Here is an 18,659-nt window from a genome sequence, read left to right as displayed (position 1 = left end):
TGGCCGCATCTGGTTAGAAATAGTCGTTGATCGCAAGTAATCAAAAGGCGGCTTTGTCCGTAGAGCAGACATTGAGTTGAATTCAAACAACGACTGCTTCGTGCCCAATCTCCCAAATGCTGCGCCTCACCCCAAACGCACCGATGCGCCCAGAGCTGACATTGAGCCATAAACGAACGACCCAAACTTGCTTTCCAGTTACCTTTAGATACCCGGCTACGTAGCTCCTAAGAATGGAAATTCGGTGCAAACGCGAAATCGGAGCAGTATCGAACCGAAAAATTTGTGGACATTCGAGTTCTTGTTTGAGTGCGGTTTGCCAGAGATCATTGTGCTCAAGTCTGACACTGGTAGGGGACTTGTCGGACGGCGGATCCAACGTAAGAGCTTTCACGTATTCTATCAAAAAGGAGATTACGTGCAGGTTGTATGGTTCAAACGCGATCTCCGGGTCGATGATCATGAGGCGCTGGCGCAGGCGTCTCGTATCGGTCCGGTTTTGCTGCTTTATGTGGTTGAGCCCGAGCTTTGGCAGCAACCCGATGCCGCGGCGCGACATTGGGACTTTGTTGCCGAAACACTTGCTGAATTGCGTGGAGATTTAGCGGACTTGGGCCAACTGCTCATCGTACGTATGGGTCGGGTGACACAGGTGCTGTCTGATTTGGCGACCTGCCGACTAATCGAAGCCCTTTGGTCACATGATGAAAAGGGAAATGATTGGACCTATCGGCGGGATCGTGAAGTTAGCGCGTGGTGCAGGCAGAGAGGTATTCCTTGGACCCAGGTTCAGAACCATGGTGTGTTTCGCCCGCTTAAATCCCGCGATGGCTGGGCGGCCCGTTGGACAGAGTTTATGGAGCGGCCCGTGTCTTCGTCAACGCAACTTACCCCTTTAGACATAGAGCTCGGCCCCACGCCGATCCGGTGTGACCTTAACCTGGCGGATGATCCATGCGCCCACCGCCAATTTGCTGGCCGCCGTGCGGGACTTGATTCCTTGGATAGTTATCTGATCAGCCGCGGCAAACGATATCGGCGCGAAGTGTCGAACCCTATTGAGGGCCCAGTCGCGTACTCGCGCATTTCGCCTTATCTTGCATGGGGTGCGTTTTCGATGCGTGAAGTGAAGCAAGCGACGGATCGACAGCGTCGTTCATTGCCTGCGAATGCCAGAAATTGGCGCAAATCTCTCCGATCATATTCCAGCCGGCTCCATTGGCATTGCCACTTTATTCAAAAGCTTGAGGACGAACCGCGGATGGAGTCGGAGAATTTAAATCCGCTCTACGATGGTCTTCGTCCTCGGGAGCCCCACGCGGATTTACTTTCCGCATGGTCAAGGGGTGAAACGGGGTATCCGTATTTTGATGCTTGCATGCAGTCAATTTCAGCGACTGGGTGGCTGAATTTTCGGATGCGGGCAATGGTGATGGCCACGGCTAGCTATCACCTCTGGCTTGATTGGTGGGCTCCGGGGTTGCATTTGACGCGGATGTTTTCGGATTACGAGCCGGGTATTCATTGTAGCCAAGTGCAGATGCAATCGGGAACCACGGGCATCAATACGGTGCGCATCTACAATCCAGTGAAACAGGGGTGTGATCAGGACCCGCATGAGCAGTTCATTCGAAAATGGGTGCCCGAATTGGCACCGATCTCTGACCCGTACATCCATGAACCTTGGACGGCACCGAACGCAGGGCAGATCATAGGCTTTGCCTATCCTGCACGCGTCTTTGATCATATGGCGGCCGTCAAAGCCGCGCGCGAAAGGGTCTGGAGGGTCCGCAGAGGCGATGAATTCCGCGATGGATCCAAAAAGATCATGTCAAAACACACCAGCAGAAAATCCGGTAAAAGAACACTTAAACGCACAGGATCGACAGAGGATCTAGCACAGCTCAGTCTACCACGCGGAGACGCCGAATGAAGATGCGAAAAAAAGCGAATCTACCACAGAAAATCTGCTCAGTCTGTCAGCGTCCGTTTGTTTGGCGCAAGAAATGGGAAAAGGTCTGGGATGAGGTTAAGTACTGCTCAAAAAAATGCAGATCCGCCGCATGACTGAACTGTTCCCGGAACTTATTACTTTACCCGAGACCGTCGATTTCAGCCCGACGCGCGCGGGTGGCCTTAAACGGCTAGAGAAATTCGTGACGCGTGCTGGACAGGACTATGCTCGCACGCGGAACTACGATTTTGGGACCGAGCGGCGCAACAATGTATCAGTCTTGTCACCATGGCTCCGCCATCGCTTGTTGACCGAAGAGGAGGTGCTTACACGGGTATTGGCGTCGCACAGTCCCGACACTGCTGAGAAGTTTGTACAAGAAGTTTTTTGGCGGGCTTACTTCAAAGGTTGGCTGGAACAAAGACCAAGCGTCTGGTCACACTATCAACGCGACCTGATGGGCGCGCTTAACTCACTTGATAACGACACGTCATTGGCAAGCCGCCATACTGATGCAGTGTCAGGCAATACCGGCATAGACTGCTTTGATCATTGGGCAAAAGAACTCGTGGGCACCGGTTATCTGCATAACCATGCGCGGATTTGGTTTGCCTCAATCTGGATATTCACCTTGCGTCTGCCTTGGCAGTTGGGCGCTGACTTGTTTTTGCGACATCTGATTGATGGTGATCCGGCGTCGAACACATTGAGCTGGCGATGGGTCGCGGGCTTGCACACGAAAGGCAAGACCTACCTCGCCCGACCTGACAACATCGCCAAATATACCGAAGGCCGATTTCGCCCCACTGGGTTGGCCAAGTTCGCAGAACCGCTGACCGAACCGGTAGAACACCCACGTGTTTCTTTTCCAATTCTTCAAATGCAGCCGAAAGAGCCATTTCTATTGCTAGTAAGCGAGGATGACATGACCGGTGCATCCATCATGCCCGTACCGCCCGTTGCAGTGGTAGGACTTTTGGCAACCCACGGTCGCTCCCCTAATCCGGTTGGATTTATCCCGGTGAATTTTGCAAAAGAAGCAATGAACAGCGTTTTGTCAGACCATGAAGTGCGTGCGCAATCTGCCGATGATTGGAGTCTGCCAATAATTGAAGCTGCGCAAAGTGCAGGAGTAAGAAGAATTGCGACTGCTTATGCGCCAATAGGTCCGGTACGGTCCAGGTTAGATCGTGCTGAGCCTATTTTGCGAGAAGCAGGCCTGACGCTGGAACGGTTAATTCGCCCTTACGACGCTGTCTCATGGCCCCACGCGAAGGCGGGATTTTTCGGACTAAAGAAAAAGATACCGAACGTTCTGAGCCAGTTGAATTTTATCGCTGTAACGAAGTGAGATCTCAGTTTGTCAACCGCTGCCCTGCTGCTCCCTAACCAACTGTTTGCTCAACATCCCAGTCTGACTCCCCAGCCGGACAAAGTGGTGCTCTTTGAAGACCCTCTATTCTTTGGCGACCCGATCTATCCCGCCAACATGCACAAGCAAAAGCTTTGGCTGCACCGGTCATCGATGGCCCGATATCGCGACGATCTGATTAGGCAGGGTTTCGACGCGACGATCTGGCCCTATGAACGGGAGGCGGGTTCGTGTTTGCGGTTATTTCAGAACCTGCAAGAACTCGGCGTTGATCAAGTGAACATGGTCGATCCTGTCGATTTTATCGCCGAAAAACGCCTAAGTGCGGCGGCGGGTATTACAAACATCATAATCAACTTAAAGCCGTCCCCAGGCTTCTTGAACACACAAGACTATAACCTGGCTTGGTCGACCGGCAGAAAGCGCTGGTTCATGGCGGAGTTCTACAAAAGCCAACGCCGCCGTTTGAACGTGCTGATGAATGGCGATCAACCGGTGGGCGGGCAGTGGAGCTATGACGAAGACAATCGAAAGAAAGTCCCCAAAGCGCTGCTCAAGAGCCTGCCTTGGATTGATTGGCCGACCCATGATGCAATTGATCAAACGGCAAAAGACAGCGTTCTTGCCGAGTTTCCGGACGCTCTGGGGACACTGGATCGTCTTTATTACCCAACATTCCACAAAGAAGCTGCCGACTGGCTAAATCAGTTTTTGGAACGGCGCTTTGATCGGTTTGGCGATTATGAGGATGCCATTGTCGAAGGCGAAAGCTGGCTTTGGCACGCTGTCCTGACGCCCGCATTGAACATTGGACTTTTGACGCCGAAACAAGTCTTGAATACAACGCTCGCCCATGCCTATCGCAGAAATGTTCCGCTGAATTCGGTGGAAGGGTTCATCCGCCAGATCATCGGATGGCGTGAATTTATGCGGGCGACCTATGATGACCTAGGCGTAAAGATGCGGACCACAAATCACTGGAACCATCGCCGCACTATGCCAGTCGCATTCTACGACGCCAGCACAGGGATCGATCCGCTGGACGACACGATCCGCAGGGTGCTTAAAACCGGGTATTGCCACCACATCGAGCGGCTTATGGTTCTGGGTGGCTTCATGTTCCTTTGCGAGATCGATCCTGACGATGTTTACCGCTGGTTCATGGAGATGTTCGTGGACAGCTATGATTGGGTCATGGTTCCCAACGCCTATGCCATGAGCCAGCATGCTGACGGCGGGCTGATCACAACGAAGCCCTATTTTTCCGGCTCAAACTACATCCGCAAAATGAGCCATTGGGGCAAAGGGCCGTGGGCCGACATATGGGATGGTCTGTATTGGCGCTTCATCCTGAAACACGCGGGCACGCTTGCCAGCAATCCAAGATGGGCAATGATGTGCCGCACGGCTGAGCGCATGTCCTCGGATGTCAAAGACAAGCACGTCACGACCGCCGAAGCCTTTCTGCAGCGGATAACCTGAACATGATCTACCTGGGGCACCATGGACGAGATCGTGATCACATCCAAAGATCAGCTTTGGCACTGGTTGGCAAAGAACAATGCCCAAAACGAAAGCGCCCGATTGATCACCTGGAAAGCAGCACATCCCGATAAATATATCAGCTGCGAAGAGGTATCGGGTGCGCTGGTTGTACATGGGCGGATCGATGGCCGAAGGCTCAAAGTCGACGAAAAAAGGAGGGCACAACTCATCAGCCCGCGCTGGCAGCAAGCTTGGTCCAAAAGCTACAAAGATCGTGCCGCGCGTCTCAGTCATTAAGGCATCATGCACCTATCAGGTGAACCACTGTCATCGGCTGTTCGGATATGCTTGGGCCTTACTTATGGCGGGAACGGCGTTTACCGCAGTTTTCATGCACGAGACACGGTTATGGGGGAGCTACTCTCCCATCCACCTGTTGATTCCGGTTACACTTGTTAGCCTTTTTCTGGCGAGCAAGGCGGCACGTCAGGGAGACATCAACCGTCACAAGGTGCTTATGATATCCCTATTTGTTTTGGCGCTTGTGGTAACGGGCTTGTTCACGCTGTTACCTGGCCGCGTCATGAACACTACACTTTTTGGTGCTGTTCATATCTGAATCGCCGCATCGCCTAGCGCCTGATCTAGACTCGTTATGACTTGATCCACATCCTCCATAGACAGGCAAAGCGGGGGCACCATGCGTAGGCATTGCTGGAACGGACCGGATTTCGATAAGATAATTCCTTGTGCGCGGCAAGCTTCGAAGACCTCGGACGTCATCGTCTTGTCAGGTGTTTTGCTGTCGCGGTCGATCACGAATTCCAGTGCCAGCATCAGACCGTGGCCTCGAACATCTCCGATGGCCTTATGCTTGGCTTTCAGATCGTTCAGGCGCTCCAACAGCTTTGCACCAACGGTCTTTGCGTTCTCTTGCAAACCCTCATCGCGCATTACCGCAAGGACGGCACGCGCGGCGGCAGCAGAGGTCGGGTTCGCTCCATAGGTGTGGAACATGAACTTCTCGGCCATTGGCTCTGCGATATGTTTCTTGGCCACAACGGCGCCGATAGGAAAGCCATTGCCCAAACCTTTAGCCATAACAATTATATCGGGAACCACGCCGTCCGCCTCAAACCCCCAGAAGTGATCGCCAGTGCGGCCGAAACCGGATTGAACCTCATCCGCGATATAGAGCCCACCTGCTGTGCGTACTCGTTCTGCCGCCCCCGACATGTATCCCGGCGGCATCTGGTGGATACCGCCATAACCTTGCACACTCTCAACCAAAATCCCGGCCACCTGGCCGGATGTAGCGGCATTGATCGTGTGTGTGATCTCATCAAGATAAGGCGCAGTGCCGGGGCCAAAAATGCCGCGATACTGGTTCGGATCAGCGACAAAGGCCACGTTGCCGGGCATGCCCGGGTGCCGCCACCCAGAAATACCCGTGACTGATTGCGCTGCAGCGGTCGGTCCATGATAGGCGGTCCTCAAAGCGAGCAAATCAAGATTGCCGGTGAAGGTCCGCGCCATTGTCATGGCCAGGTCGATGGCCTCAGACCCCGAATTGGTAAGATGCACCACCCAGTCATGACCTTTTGGCATTGTGGCGGCGAGTTCCTCTGCCAAATGCGCAGGCGTCGGGTGATAGAACATGGTCGTACAATGGGTGAGTTCTTGCGCCTGTTCCATCGCTGCGGCGACGACCCGGGGATGCGAATGGCCGACAGAGATGCAGACGTTCATTCCCAGAAGGTCCGTGTATTTCCGCCCGTCCGTATCCCACAAATACTGACCTTGCCCCTTCTGAAATACGATTGGTTCCTGGAACGGTGTGAAACGGGTCAGTGAGGCTGCATAGAACCGATCACGCCGCGCTGCGGTGCTGTCAAAGTTCCAATCGGTATGCAGGGGATGTTCGATCATTTGGCGGCTCCAGCTTTCAAACGGGTATTGTCAGGGTCATATGGAGGACGCGGCAGAATGGTTGCCCGCCTGTGCTGCCCTAGGATGGAAACGGTCAAGTTTTCGCGTGCGGTTGGGTCGCGCAGGTACGCCAGTGCGAGCACCTTGCCGGTGCGATGGCCATAAGCACCGGAGGTGATGATCCCAACCGGGTGCTCCCGATGCCAAAGCGTGTGGGCATAGAACGGATCGACTTCGCCTGCCTCAATCTCCAGCAGAACCATGTCCCATTCTTGACGCAGGGTGTTGCGCAAGTCTTTGCGGACAAAGGGTGTAAGTCCGGCTTCTAGCGGGCTGCGTTCCGTTGTCAGGTCGCTTCCCCAAGCGCGATAGCCCTTTTCCAGCCGCATCGAGTTGGCGGCATAGGCGCCATAAAAGCCAAGGCCATGGGGTTGGGCGGTCTCTTCCAGTTTGGTGAAAAGCGCAACGGCCTGATCGCGCGTAACATGCAGCTCCCACCCGCATTCCCCAAGGTAGGACACGCGCAGGGCTCGCACGGGGATACCAGCGATCTCGGTTGCCTGCGCGGTGAGCCACGGCATGCCGGTGAGTTCGGGCAACACATCGGGTGATTTCGGGCCCATGACACCGATCACGGCCAGATCTTCGCAGCGGTTGGTAACGGTGACCTCGAAGGCCGCCGCTGCCTTGATCAACTGATCCAAGTCGATTTCCTCGGCCGCAGCCGCGCAGGTCAGGTAGGCATGATCCTCGGCCAACCTTGTGACGGTGAGCTCCGACAATACCCCACCTGCTGGTGTTAGCACATGGGTCAGGCCGATGCGCCCCGGTTCTGGCGCGCGGTTGGATCCGAGCGCCTCAAGGAACGCCGCCACATCCGGCCCGGTGACATCGAATTTCGAGAACACCGAAAGATCGGCCATCGCAACGCGGTTGGTGGCGGCATCGACCTCGGCGGCCACTGCATCGAACCAATTGGCGCGGCGGAAGGTTTCAATCGCCTCTGCGCCGGGTGTATCGGTGAACCAGTTTGGCCGTTCCCAGCCATGGGCCGCTCCCATGACCGCGCCCCGTTCGACCATCAGCTCATGCAATTGAGACAGACGCAGGCCACGACCTGCGGGTCGTTCCTCGTGGGGATAGTGGACACCAAATTGTAAGCCGAAACACTCAATGGCTTTGGCCACGCGATAGTCGCGATCTGCCCAGGACCCGAAGCGGCGACTATCCACTGCCAGCGCATCCATAGGCGGCGCGCCATGGGTCATCCAATGCGCGAGGAACCAGCCTGCGCCGCCGCCCTCCATCACACCCATGGACGAGCCGGTCAGCAACCACGCGTTTTGCAACCCATGCGCCGGACCAATCAGCGGGTTGGCGTCGGGGGTAAAGGTGATGGGGCCGTTGATGACCGATTTGATGCCCCCAGTTTCCAGCGCTGGAATGCGTGCCATGGCCGCCTCGATGATATCTTCGACCCGGTCTAGGTCAGGCGGCATCAAGTCCGCACCAAATTCGGGGGGGACGCCATCCACGGACCAGACCTGTGCCTCTTTTTCGTAAGGTCCAAGGATCAGCCCATCGCGTTCTTGCCGGACATACCAGCTTTCTTCGGGGTCGCGGATGATCGGCAGTTCAGGCAGCCCCTGAGTAATCCGGTCTTCCACGACCTGTACAGTATCGGTTACCAGATATTGGTGTAGCACCGGGACAGAGGGGATGTTCAGCCCCATCATTTGGCCGATTTCCCATCCCCAAGTGCCAGCCGCGTTGACTACATGTACCGCCTCAACCGTGCCTTTGGGCGTGTCGAGCAAACAATGGTCGCCATCGCGCCGGATCGCGGTTACTGGGCAGTTGCGCCAGATCTGCGCGCCGCCCTGGCGCGCCACCTCGGCCATGGCGTTGGTGGCAAGCGTGGGATCGACGTGGCCGTCATCGGGTTCATAGATTCCGCCCAACAGACCGTCGAGTCTTGCCAGCGGATGCAACTCGGCGATGCGTTCGGGTGTCAGGACTTCCAGCGGATAGCCCGTGAAATCCGACAGGCCTGCGACATGGCGAAACTCATCCATCCGGTCCGGGTTGCGCGTGATCCGCATTGCGCCAGTGGTGTGAAACCCGCAGTCACGGCCCGTCTCCTGTGGCAGAATATCCCGATAGAGTCGCACGGACGTGGCACGCAGTTCCTGAATCGTCGGATTGTGCGCGAAATGGGTACACAGGCCCGCTGCATGCCAGGTTGAGCCATGGGTGAGGTCGTTCTTCTCCACCAGCAGCACATCCGTCCAACCCACTTTGACCAGATGATACATCAGCGAGACGCCCATCGCGCCGCCGCCGATGATGACAACCTGTGCCTTGGTCACGGTGCTCATTGTCCACGCATCCTTTCATTTTTCGGGTCAAAGGGCGGGCGCTGCAACGGGGTGGCAGCATAGTCTTTGCCAGCGACCTTTACCGTGAAACTACGTGCGCAAGTTTGAGCTTTCGCCTCACTTGGGTCGGTGGACACAAGAGCAAAGCAAAGGTTCAGCCCGGTGCGAGGTCCACGCGCGCCGGAGGTTGTGAACCCGACATGTCGACCCTCTTCAAAGATGGGTTCATCGTGCAGCATCAACGCCGAACCTTCGATTTGCATCAGGACAAGACGTTTGCGGGTGCCCTGTTCCTTTTGTTCCTGCAAAGCTGCCTTGCCGGTGAAGTCCTTATTCCAGTCGATGGTAAAGCCAAGCCCCGCTTCCAAAGGTGTGACGGTCGGATCAATGTCATGGCCCCAGTGTTTGAAGCCCTTTTCGATCCGGCAGCCATCAAGCGCATAGTGCCCAAGCGGCGCAGCGCCTGCAGCGATGAGCGCGTCGAAAACGCGCACTGCGACAGCATTGGGAAGGGTTAATTCCCAGCCGTATTCACCGACAAAGCTTACGCGGGTGGCGCGCGCACTTTGGCCTTCGACCTTAAATTCGCACACCTGACCCATTGGCGCATTTGCCCATGCGACCCCGGCATCCAGTTTCTGCAGCACCGGGCCACTGCCTGCGCCCATGACACCAAGTGTGCAAAACTCCTCGGTCACATCCGTCAGCGTCACGCCATCGGCCAGATTGCGTCGCAGGAACGCAAAGTCACGAGCACGGGTCGCGGCACCCGATGTGATATGGAAACGGCTGTCGGCGAGACGAGAGACGGTGATATCCATCTCGATCCCGCCACGGTCGTTCAGGATTTGGGTGTAAACTGCTTTGCCGATAGCGACGTCCATCTGCGCGGTACAAAGCTGGTTCAGCGCGTCAAGAACACGCGGCCCCGTGACGTCTATCTTGGTAAAGGGGCTGAGGTCGATCAGGGCCGTGCCCTTGGCCATAGACGCAGCTTCGTTTTGGGTAATCGGCCACCATCCTTGAGCGCCAATAGAATACGCCTGCGCCTCGCCATACCAAAGCCCTCGCTCCCACCCGGCGGTTTGTCCAAACTGCGCCCCAAGGGCAGCCCATCGATCATGCAGTGCGGACCTAAGCATCCCGCGCCCGGCCTTGGGCTGTTTGTAAGGCCAATGCAGGTTGAAGAGGTCCGCGACGGCCTCTTCCATCCGTGCTTCCAAATGCGCGGGCGTTGCCGTAAGTGGGTCGACCCGGGCGACATCCACCTCCCACATGTTCATTGGCGGTTGGCCATCGACCATCCAATCGGCCAAGGCGCGTCCGATCCCGGCCGAGGACATAACGCCCACCGAGTTCATGCCTGCGCCAACAAACAGACGATCAACGTCAGTTTCCCCGACTAGTGGGCGTGTGTCGGCGGTAAAGCTCTCGGGGCCGTTCATGAAATGCTGCACGCCTAAGTGCTCCAACGCGGGACAAAGCTCCAAAGCCGCCTCCATAAAGGGGGCAAACTGATCCCAGTCTTCTGCCATCTCAAGGAAAGGTCGGTTGCCTTCTGGCCCGTATGGGTTCCAGCATTTGGCATTGGGTTCAAATCCGCCAATCACCAATTTTCCGGCATCGCCCTTGATATAGATGCCTCGATCCAGATCGCGGATCACTGGGAAAGGGTCGGGCAGATCGGGGAAGGGTTCGGTCACAACGTACATATGCTCAACCGCCTGGAGCGGTAGCGCGACCCCGGCAGTCGCAGCCAGCTCTCGCGACCAGGCTCCTGTCGCGATGACCACCTGGTCCGCTTCCATAGTGGTGCCGTCAGCAAGTGCCACGCCCTTTGCTTTCCTGTTTTCGGTGATCAGTCTTTCGACCTCGACGCCTTCACGGATCGTTACACCGAGGGTCTTGGCGGCACGAGCATAGGCCATACATAGGTCGACCGGGTTCACATTGGCGTCTTCCGGCACATGCAATGCGCCGACATGTTTTGAAAGATCGAGCGCGGGCAGCGGAACATCGCGCGCAGCGATCACCGCTGGCGTTAACCCTTGCGTCGCGCCGAGGTCAGCAATCCGGTGAAATTCGTCCATGCGCGCCGGTTCGCGCGCCAGCCAATAACCCCCGGTGCGTCGATATCCGGTGGACATGCCTGTCTCTTGCTCCAGCGCCGGAAAGACCTCAAGCGCGGCAGAGGCAAGTACCGTCATATTGGGCGTCGCGCGCAAAGGGCCAACAATCCCCGCCGCATGCCAGGAGGTGCCCGACGTCAACTGGTTGCGCTCTAGCAACGTGACATCATCTGCGCCGCGTTTCCCAAGATGATAGGCTACGCTAAGGCCAATTGCGCCGCCGCCAATGATCAAAATGCGGCTCATGCAAACCCCTGTTGACGCAAGCTTTTCAGCACCACTAGGCTAACCACATGACTATACATGCTTTGTGGTGCCACCCACGCTCGGTTTCGACGGCGTTTGAACGGATCATGCGCGAGCGTGGTGATCTGTCGGTCCTGCACGAACCGTTCATGTACCACCACTACCTTACGACCAAGGATCGGCTTTTTCCGGGTTTCACTCCGGAACCGGGACATCCGGTGACCTACGATGAAATCCGCGCCATGATCCGCAAGACCGCGCAGGGTGGTCTGGTTTTCTTCAAGGACATGGCGTACTACGTCGCCGACAGACTGCCCCGCGATGCAGGGTTTGCGGGCGAAATGACCCACGCCTTTTTGGTGCGCAATCCCATCGAAGCCGCGCTTTCCTACGCAAAGCGCGATCCTGAGTTTACGCAGTTGGAGTTGGGGCATGAGGCGCAATGCAGGCTTTACAGCGCGTTGACCGAGCTGGGCCATAGCCCGTTGGTGATTACTGCAGATCAGTTGCGCAATGATCCGCAGACCACGTTGCGCCGCTACTGGGCACATGTGGGGCTTACGTTTCTGGACCATGCGTTCACGTGGAACGATGCTGTGCCGGATGGATGGGGTTCGGTTCAAAGCTGGCATACCGAAGTGCTGCAAAGCGGGGCGATCAAGGCGCCTGAAGCGGTCGACTTCCAAGCAGAGCTTTACCAGCTCGGAGAACCCTATACCGACATAGCTGCGTATCACGTACCGTTCTACGAGCGGATGTGTGAGATTGCAGAAAGCCAGGCCCATCAGAAGTATTCCTGATCTGGTTTTTCGGCTTTGCGGGCGGCGATGTAGTCCTTGAGAGCTGCATCAATGTCTCGGTCGAGGCCAGGGTCCTCATACCCTGCTAGTCGTTCCTTCCAAATGACGTTGGCCCGCACGGCCGCATCCTGTTCACCTGCCGCGTGCCATTGCTCGAACGAGTTATCGTCGGGTGTCCACGGGCGAAAGAGCGCAGTCATGAAGTTGGCTTGCGTATGTTCAGACCCAAGGAAATGTTGCCCCGGCCCTGTTGTGGCAATAGCCTCCATCGCCTGGGCATTTTCGCTCATATCGATCCCGTCAAAAAAGCGTCCGATCTTGCCGCACAGATCATGATCAATCACGGTTTTTTCGAACGAGGTCACCAACCCCCCTTCGAGCCAGCCGGTCGCATGGTTGATCAAGTTGGCACCGGCAAACATCGACATCATCAGACCCCACGCGGCCTCTTGCTGGCTTTGTGCATCGGACAGTTTGGACGAACTTAGTGTGCCAACAGTGTGCAGGGGCACCCCGAGCCTGCGCGCAAGTTGCCCCGCGGCGAGAACCATCAACCCGGCCTCAGGTGTGCCAAAAGTTGGCGCGCCGGATTTCATCGACATGGTCGAGGCGAAGCTGCCCATCAGACAAGGCGCGCCGGGGTTCACCAGTTGGGTTAACGTCATTGTCGCCATGGATTCGGCCAGCACTTGCGCAAGCGTGCCGGCCACGGTTGCGGGTGACATCGCCCCAGTCAGCACCCAGGGCGTGCAGGCGACGGGCTGGCCCGCGCGGGCATAGGTTTTCAGCGCGCCAGACATATGGCTGTCCATCACCAAAGGCGCATTGGTGTTAGACACGCAGTATAACGCGGGCTTCTCTGAGATGTCGCCAAAAACAATGCGCGCCATGTCAATTGCATGACCTGCCCGTTCAGCGCCGATAAAGGCCCCCATAAACGCGCGGTCAGAGTGGCGGATATGAGCGTAGAGCATATCCAGATGGCGCTTGTTGGCGGGCAGATCAACAGGTTCACAAACCACACCGCCCGAATGATGCAGCCATGGCAGCGTGTGGTGTAGCTTTACCAGATTGTTGAAGTCTTCATGGCTCGCATAACGCCGGCCGCGATCCAGATCATGCACAAAAGGCGGACCCCAGGACGGGCACAAAACCGTCGCATCGCCGCCAAGCTGGACAGTGTTTTTGGGGTTGCGGGCATGCTGTATGAACTGGCTTGGCGCGGTTGCCATGATGGTCCGGCGGCAAAAGCCGGGCGCGAACCGTACCCGTGTGCCGTCTACATCGCACCCTGCATCCGCAAAAATCAGGAGGATCTCAGGATCGTCTTGAAATTCCATACCCGTCTCAGAAAGGATGGTGTCGGCATTTGCCTCAATCTGCTCAAGCCCGGCATCGCTGAGGACACCGAAGGTTGAAAGCTTGCGCAAAATGAATGGCGCACGCGCGTCGTTCGGTGAGCGTTGCTTTGCCGTTTTTTTGCGGCGAGAGGTGCGTATGCGAGACATGTGATAACGATGCCGCAGCGATTGACCAAACCCAAGAAAATCTAAATAGTATTAGAAATTCTTATACTAAGGATGAGCCGTGCTTGATCGCTATAAAATGTCACCCAGTCTTATGCGCTCGCTTGAGGTGTTCCTTGCGGTAGCAGAAACAGGTCAAATGCGGGCTGGAGCGAGCCTGCTGAGTCTGTCACAACCCGCCGCATCTCAGCACATTTCCGCGTTGGAAAAGGCGTTCGGCACGACGCTACTGGACCGCAGCACGCGACCCGCAAAACTGACATACGCTGGTGCACGACTGCACGGCAAAGCGCAAAAGATACTTGATGCTTTGTCGGATATGGAAACCGAGTTGCGCCATGTCGGTGGCCAGTCCCTGACGCTGCTAAGGGTGGGCATTCAAGCCTCCGTTGCAACAACCCTTACACCGCCATTGATCGATCTTGCGCAAAAGATGTTCAACGTCGAAGATATCACATTGCACGCCGGGCAAAGCGGTAACCATGAGCATCTCTTGCGCACCAAGCAGGCGGACCTGGCAATTACATCAAACCCTTTTTTGGACATGGACGGGCTAGAACGGCATCACATTTTGACCGAAAAATACCTCTTGGTTCTTCCTGAAGCATACAACGGGCCAACTGAAAGCCTGGAAGCAATCCAGACAAGGCTGCCTCTTGTACGTTTCGGGGATACGACCAATGCAGGACGCCAGATTGCCCAGCACCTGCGACGACTGCGCTTCGAGCCTGACAAAGTCATACAGGCAGATCGCTCCAGCATGGTGACTTCCTGCGTTTCGACAGGACAGGGTTTTAGCCTTTTGACCCCGACGCTGTTGATCGATGGTCTCGTTGAAAACATGGCTTTGCGATTGCAAGAATTGCCTGTTTCGGGTTTGTCGCGCACGTTGACGGTCGTTGCGAGGAAAGAGGAGTTGCAAGGCTTGCCAGCGGCCGTAGCGGAGTTGTGCAAACAAAGGCTAGCAGAGCGAATAACTCTCCACATGGGTAATATCGGAGTTAACAGTGTGGAGCTCGAGCGGTCTAGTAGCTCAGTCTATAGTTGAATGGCGGTTGGCTAAATCGCCTGACTTCAAGACAAAATAACAGAAGCAGACATTCCGTCCGCAAAGTTGGAGATCGGGTTTGTCCGAATTGCGGTCGTTTTCGGCGACTTGCTTGTACGTCCACTTTGCGGACATTGCTTCCGTTCGCTGTTTTGGACCCAGCAGGAGCGAAGGCCCAAACCGGACCAGGGTGCGCGTGAACGGCGTAAGCCGACCTACACAGGGCTCATTAGGGGCCGCCTGATGTTTCTGCGTATTCGTTAAGCACGTCCCAGACAATTTCTTGCATCCATGCCGCCTGCACCTTGTCCGGCCCGCCCTGCGTCAGCATCGTTGGCGGCAAGCCACGTGGATCGCCGTCGTAGATCACCGCGAAATGTGCCAGTGCGATGAGATAGTTACCCATCTTGTTGGGGTGAATGCTATCTGAAAAAAGGTCGTGAATATCATTGAGCCCCGGGGCTGTGCCTGATGCAATTTCGTCATAAGCGCGAGCCATAATCAGAGGGCCAGGGATCATGTCCATTTCAGGCATCCCATCGGGCCGGTTTGCGTTGACGTGATCAAGAATGCTTTGCCACCGCACCATCTCCAACGGCAGTCGTTCGCGAAATGTCAAATGAGCTTCAGGGTCGTTGTGGCGATTTTCAAAACCCGGACCGCTTTCGATATCGACCCAGCTTGCATAGAGCACGGACCGAGCGCCATCACCATTCGCGCCATGCTCCCACGCATGGCTCGCCCAATGCAAAGCCCAGTGTTTGCTGTCATGATGGTCCATTGTGTTTGTCAGTGCGACACGTTCGGTGATTGCTAGAACGTCGTAACGGGCCATCACCTCAGGCTGACGGATATCCGGGTTACTCGCATTTTCCCATCGCCACTCCATCGGACTGCCCGGAATTGTAGCCTTGTCCAGTTTGCCGCCACGCATACTGGTTACACGCACCATGATCTCAAGCGGACCGATGACGCCATCGGTGAGGCTATGACCTGATTGTACGACGCGTAGCGCCGGTAGCCGCTCAGAGGCCGCAGCGCCAATCCCGAACGCCATACTTGCAAAGCTTGCCAGCACTAGTGCCTTGACCCGGTTGCTTCGATGTAAATTCATGTCAATCCTGAAAGGTTATTCCTAAGAGTGTACAAAATATATGGCTGTGTGCACAAACGCGTTAGGCTCTGAGCGCATCACAAGTGAGAGTCTTGAGGGTTTTCGGATCAAAATCATGCGGCCTGTCTGCTTGAGTGCGCGGGCTCAAATTGGCCATTTCTGACAACTTTCGAAATGTGTAAAGTTGGCCTAGTTTTTGCTGTCCCTGCTTAGGTGCATCTAGCTAACCAAGGTTGGCTTGAAGAGTATAGCAGCTGCCAAAACACTGCGACTAGCCGACGTAGGCTCATTTCGCTGCGAAAGACCGCTTTTCTGCCTTTAACAGCCAATGCTGCGTCTTAGCCTGATGTCTGCTTTGAGCCCTAAGCGACCATTGCTGAACCTCAGGTCAACTTCCGCTTGTCGGCAAGGAGGCAGAGACCACTGTATGACCTCTGCCTCATCACTTCATCTATTGAAGAACTCAGCCACAGCGTCCGTCGTCGCCTTTACCGCCTCGGGCTTGTAGTAGAAGTCCACATGGGAGAACTCATCAAACGCCAATTCCTCATGCTCATTGGTTAGCTTCTCGACAAACTGTGTTGAGCAAGGGGCCGTGAAAGCTGAGCTGCTATAGATGGTCAGGGACGGCTGCACGATTTTGTCGGCGTAGGCTTCACCGACAGAAATCAGAGACTGCATGCCCTGATCGCCTATATGCATGTTGGTATAGGTCGGAACAGCGACCGGGCCTTTGACACCATCGCGCCCGTAATAGTCATAGGATTCACCCGCCATCGGATTGACGCCCGATCCAACAAACTCTTCTCGGCTTTGTTCATCATTCAATCCGAATGGTGCGACATAATCCGGCTCGCCCGTTTCATACATCTTCTGCATCGATGCGTTCGAGGCTGCGATTTGCTGGTTGACCATATCGCGATCGGTCCATTGGAAGCCATCGGCTGCCATCATACCGGAGACCATGGCGATCTTCTTGATCCGATGATCGGTCACGGCAGCGGATGCGATGATCGAGCCGCCTTGGCAAACGCCCAAGCCGTAAATCTCGTCAACGAACAGCAGAGTGCCGAGGTAAGACACGGCGTCCCATGTGTTTTCGATCAGTCGGAACATATAACGCGACTGCTTGTGTTCCCCTGGCAGCGCAGGTGAAGAACCCATACCTAGGTAATCGAAACCGAGGTAGATGAAGCCACGTGCTGCCATTTCCGGTCCGTAGGTAGCCGGGATCTGATCTTTGACCTGCGGGAAGGGGCTGGCCCCAACGATGGCCTTGTAGGTCTTGGTCTCATCAAAGCCTTCGGGCAGGTAGAGATCGCCCGCCAGATTCACGCCAAAGGATTTGAAGGTGACTTCATTTTTGCCTGCGGTCAGATGTTGAGTCGTCATGGTCTTGGTCCTTTCGGGGTCAGGCAGCTTTGCGCCTTGCTAAAGTAAATTGTTGTGTTTACTTATGGTGGAGAGATGGCGTTTGTAAACACATCATTTTACTTTTTGAGGCAGAAATCGTGAAACGCACGGAAAAGAAACGAAAAGATATCATTGATGCGGCCATCGATGAGTTCAAAGAGCAGGGGTTTCTGGGGGCAAAGACCACTTCAATCGCCAAAAAAGCCAACGTATCGAGTCGCACGCTCTACAATCATTTCGAGAGCAAGGAGGCCCTTTTCGAGGCGATCTCACAGATCATGCTGGAGCAGAACCGGAGCATGGAGCCAGTGCCCTATGATCCTGATCGCGACTTCGTCGAGCAATTGAAGGAAGCCTTGTGGCGCTACATTGGGGTGATCACAGATGAGACCGCCATCGGATTAAACCGGATGGTCATCTCAGAATTGATCCGTGACCTTGACCGGTCCCGACAATTCTTCAGTGAAACCGCGACACATGACTACCCGATAACGAGGCTGATCAGCGAAGCCATGGACGCAGGTGTAATCCGAAAAGCTGATCCGGTTTTTGCGACCAACCAGCTTCTGGCACTCGTCAAAAACTTCTTCTTCTGGCCAGAGTTCTTCCTTGGTGAGAACCCAACGCCGAAAGACGTACTGGACGATTGTGTCGCGATGTTCCTAAAGCACTACAAAGCGGACGTATAAACGGCCATCACGAAGAGCAGGAAAGTCCGCAGGACTGACGTTCGGCATAAGCTAAGGGAATGTCGGCTTTGCCTTCTTCCTTGAATACTCGATATCGGTGCGGGTTGAGCAAATTCGCAACCAGCCTTGTGCAAAGAAGACAGATTCTAGCCCGCACGCGCGAGCCTTACGCCCCGCCCTTTGCTAGGGTGTCCCGCTTCCAAAGAGGTTGCAGGTTGCTGTAACCGCAAAGTTCGATGAGGTGCTCCAAAGACCGAGCAGCCGAAAGAGGGGTAATGTGGTCGACCTCGCATTGACCATACCGATCCCATGTCATGCCATCCAAAAACTGGAAGTCTATGTGCCGTGTTAATGTGTCCTTGGAGCAGCCAACCGAATTGGTCGGTTTCGCTCAACCCTTTGGAACTTGTCCCGACCGCTATAGCGCCGACCTAAACATTCGGTACGACGGAACGGTTGCCCGACACCTCCGATCCCGCTCTACTGTTTTTTCGGCATTAAACTGCACGCATTGGCGATTGCTGACGTACCGTTCGAGCTAGCGCATCTGGAGACTGCGACCACCCTACATTGTAT

Annotated in this window: 15 protein-coding genes; 8 read left to right on the top strand and 7 right to left on the bottom strand. The window is 55.6% G+C overall.

Going from position 1 to position 18,659, the window contains the following annotated elements:
- Nucleotides 1–82: 82 nt before the first annotated feature.
- The gene (locus ACR0EN_RS19580; protein WP_480588417.1) at nucleotides 83–559 is read right to left on the bottom strand and encodes a hypothetical protein; all 477 of its coding nucleotides are present in this window, start codon (nucleotides 557–559) and stop codon (nucleotides 83–85) included.
- On the opposite strand from ACR0EN_RS19580, the gene ACR0EN_RS19575 reads away from it, so the two are divergent.
- The 5 genes from ACR0EN_RS19575 (at nucleotide 470) to ACR0EN_RS19555 (ending at nucleotide 5,430) form a co-directional block, all read left to right on the top strand.
- On the top strand, nucleotides 470–1,933 hold the full coding sequence (locus tag ACR0EN_RS19575) for a cryptochrome/deoxyribodipyrimidine photo-lyase family protein (protein ID WP_480588413.1): 1,464 nt from the start codon (nucleotides 470–472) through the stop codon (nucleotides 1,931–1,933). The genes ACR0EN_RS19580 and ACR0EN_RS19575 overlap by 90 nt on opposite strands.
- Nucleotides 1,930–2,067, top strand: coding sequence for a DUF2256 domain-containing protein (locus tag ACR0EN_RS19570; RefSeq protein ID WP_170396003.1), 138 nt, complete (start codon nucleotides 1,930–1,932; stop codon nucleotides 2,065–2,067). Before ACR0EN_RS19575 ends, ACR0EN_RS19570 begins: the two co-directional genes overlap by 4 nt.
- Nucleotides 2,064–3,305, top strand: a complete 1,242-nt coding sequence (locus tag ACR0EN_RS19565; RefSeq protein ID WP_480588374.1) for an FAD-binding domain-containing protein — start codon at nucleotides 2,064–2,066, stop codon at nucleotides 3,303–3,305. The genes ACR0EN_RS19570 and ACR0EN_RS19565 overlap by 4 nt, the downstream gene beginning before the upstream one ends.
- A gap of 9 nt (nucleotides 3,306–3,314) precedes the next feature.
- Nucleotides 3,315–4,808, top strand: coding sequence for a cryptochrome/photolyase family protein (locus ACR0EN_RS19560; protein WP_480563030.1), 1,494 nt, complete (start codon nucleotides 3,315–3,317; stop codon nucleotides 4,806–4,808).
- Nucleotides 4,809–4,995: 187 nt separating this feature from the next.
- Nucleotides 4,996–5,430, top strand: a complete 435-nt coding sequence (locus ACR0EN_RS19555) for a DUF2306 domain-containing protein (protein WP_170818652.1) — start codon at nucleotides 4,996–4,998, stop codon at nucleotides 5,428–5,430.
- Here ACR0EN_RS19555 and ACR0EN_RS19550 read toward each other — a convergent pair.
- Genes ACR0EN_RS19550 through ACR0EN_RS19540 form a run of 3 tightly spaced genes read right to left on the bottom strand, consistent with a single transcriptional unit; the run spans nucleotide 5,421 to nucleotide 11,493 of the window.
- The gene (locus ACR0EN_RS19550) at nucleotides 5,421–6,740 is read right to left on the bottom strand and encodes an aspartate aminotransferase family protein (protein WP_480588371.1); all 1,320 of its coding nucleotides are present in this window, start codon (nucleotides 6,738–6,740) and stop codon (nucleotides 5,421–5,423) included. The genes ACR0EN_RS19555 and ACR0EN_RS19550 overlap by 10 nt on opposite strands.
- A complete protein-coding gene (locus ACR0EN_RS19545) occupies nucleotides 6,737–9,118 on the bottom strand; it encodes a GcvT family protein (protein ID WP_480588369.1) in 2,382 nt (793 codons plus the stop codon). The genes ACR0EN_RS19550 and ACR0EN_RS19545 overlap by 4 nt, the downstream gene beginning before the upstream one ends.
- Complete coding sequence (locus tag ACR0EN_RS19540) at nucleotides 9,115–11,493, bottom strand: GcvT family protein (RefSeq protein WP_480588367.1); 2,379 nt, start codon at nucleotides 11,491–11,493, stop codon at nucleotides 9,115–9,117. The genes ACR0EN_RS19545 and ACR0EN_RS19540 overlap by 4 nt, the downstream gene beginning before the upstream one ends.
- A 47-nt stretch (nucleotides 11,494–11,540) precedes the next feature.
- Between ACR0EN_RS19540 and ACR0EN_RS19535 the strand changes: the two genes are divergently transcribed.
- The gene (locus ACR0EN_RS19535; RefSeq protein ID WP_480588365.1) at nucleotides 11,541–12,293 is read left to right on the top strand and encodes a sulfotransferase-like domain-containing protein; all 753 of its coding nucleotides are present in this window, start codon (nucleotides 11,541–11,543) and stop codon (nucleotides 12,291–12,293) included.
- Here the strand turns inward: ACR0EN_RS19535 and ACR0EN_RS19530 are convergent.
- The gene (locus ACR0EN_RS19530) at nucleotides 12,278–13,801 is read right to left on the bottom strand and encodes a trimethylamine methyltransferase family protein (protein WP_170566487.1); all 1,524 of its coding nucleotides are present in this window, start codon (nucleotides 13,799–13,801) and stop codon (nucleotides 12,278–12,280) included. The genes ACR0EN_RS19535 and ACR0EN_RS19530 overlap by 16 nt on opposite strands.
- A 97-nt stretch (nucleotides 13,802–13,898) precedes the next feature.
- Here ACR0EN_RS19530 and ACR0EN_RS19525 point away from each other — a divergent pair, with 97 nt between their 5' ends.
- Nucleotides 13,899–14,867 (top strand): LysR family transcriptional regulator, encoded by a 969-nt coding sequence (locus ACR0EN_RS19525; RefSeq protein WP_480544667.1) that lies wholly within the window; start codon nucleotides 13,899–13,901, stop codon nucleotides 14,865–14,867.
- Between the two features lie 229 nt (nucleotides 14,868–15,096).
- Here the strand turns inward: ACR0EN_RS19525 and ACR0EN_RS19520 are convergent, their stop codons facing one another.
- Nucleotides 15,097–15,981, bottom strand: coding sequence for a hypothetical protein (locus ACR0EN_RS19520; RefSeq protein ID WP_170818657.1), 885 nt, complete (start codon nucleotides 15,979–15,981; stop codon nucleotides 15,097–15,099).
- Between the two features lie 447 nt (nucleotides 15,982–16,428).
- Nucleotides 16,429–17,373 carry an alpha/beta hydrolase gene (locus tag ACR0EN_RS19515; protein WP_480588363.1) on the bottom strand — a complete coding sequence of 315 codons (945 nt, stop codon included), beginning with the start codon at nucleotides 17,371–17,373 and terminating at the stop codon, nucleotides 16,429–16,431.
- Nucleotides 17,374–17,492: 119 nt separating this feature from the next.
- On the opposite strand from ACR0EN_RS19515, the gene ACR0EN_RS19510 reads away from it, so the two are divergent.
- Complete coding sequence (locus ACR0EN_RS19510; RefSeq protein WP_170818659.1) at nucleotides 17,493–18,083, top strand: TetR/AcrR family transcriptional regulator; 591 nt, start codon at nucleotides 17,493–17,495, stop codon at nucleotides 18,081–18,083.
- Nucleotides 18,084–18,659: the final 576 nt, after the last annotated feature.

It is taken from the genome of Ruegeria sp. AB7 (genome assembly GCF_056542625.1).
This window is presented reverse-complemented; position numbering and strand designations above follow the sequence as displayed.

Coding starts and splice junctions, on each gene's coding strand:
- ACR0EN_RS19580 (WP_480588417.1), bottom strand. CDS start 559: ATGTCGCGCCGCGGCATCGGGTTGCTGCCAAAGCTCGGGCTCAACCAC.
- ACR0EN_RS19570 (WP_170396003.1), top strand. CDS start 1,930: ATGAAGATGCGAAAAAAAGCGAATCTACCACAGAAAATCTGCTCAGTC.
- ACR0EN_RS19565 (WP_480588374.1), top strand. CDS start 2,064: ATGACTGAACTGTTCCCGGAACTTATTACTTTACCCGAGACCGTCGAT.
- ACR0EN_RS19555 (WP_170818652.1), top strand. CDS start 4,996: ATGGCCGAAGGCTCAAAGTCGACGAAAAAAGGAGGGCACAACTCATCA.
- ACR0EN_RS19550 (WP_480588371.1), bottom strand. CDS start 6,740: ATGATCGAACATCCCCTGCATACCGATTGGAACTTTGACAGCACCGCA.
- ACR0EN_RS19545 (WP_480588369.1), bottom strand. CDS start 9,118: ATGAGCACCGTGACCAAGGCACAGGTTGTCATCATCGGCGGCGGCGCG.
- ACR0EN_RS19540 (WP_480588367.1), bottom strand. CDS start 11,493: ATGAGCCGCATTTTGATCATTGGCGGCGGCGCAATTGGCCTTAGCGTA.
- ACR0EN_RS19535 (WP_480588365.1), top strand. CDS start 11,541: ATGACTATACATGCTTTGTGGTGCCACCCACGCTCGGTTTCGACGGCG.
- ACR0EN_RS19530 (WP_170566487.1), bottom strand. CDS start 13,801: ATGTCTCGCATACGCACCTCTCGCCGCAAAAAAACGGCAAAGCAACGC.
- ACR0EN_RS19525 (WP_480544667.1), top strand. CDS start 13,899: ATGTCACCCAGTCTTATGCGCTCGCTTGAGGTGTTCCTTGCGGTAGCA.
- ACR0EN_RS19520 (WP_170818657.1), bottom strand. CDS start 15,981: ATGAATTTACATCGAAGCAACCGGGTCAAGGCACTAGTGCTGGCAAGC.
- ACR0EN_RS19515 (WP_480588363.1), bottom strand. CDS start 17,373: ATGACGACTCAACATCTGACCGCAGGCAAAAATGAAGTCACCTTCAAA.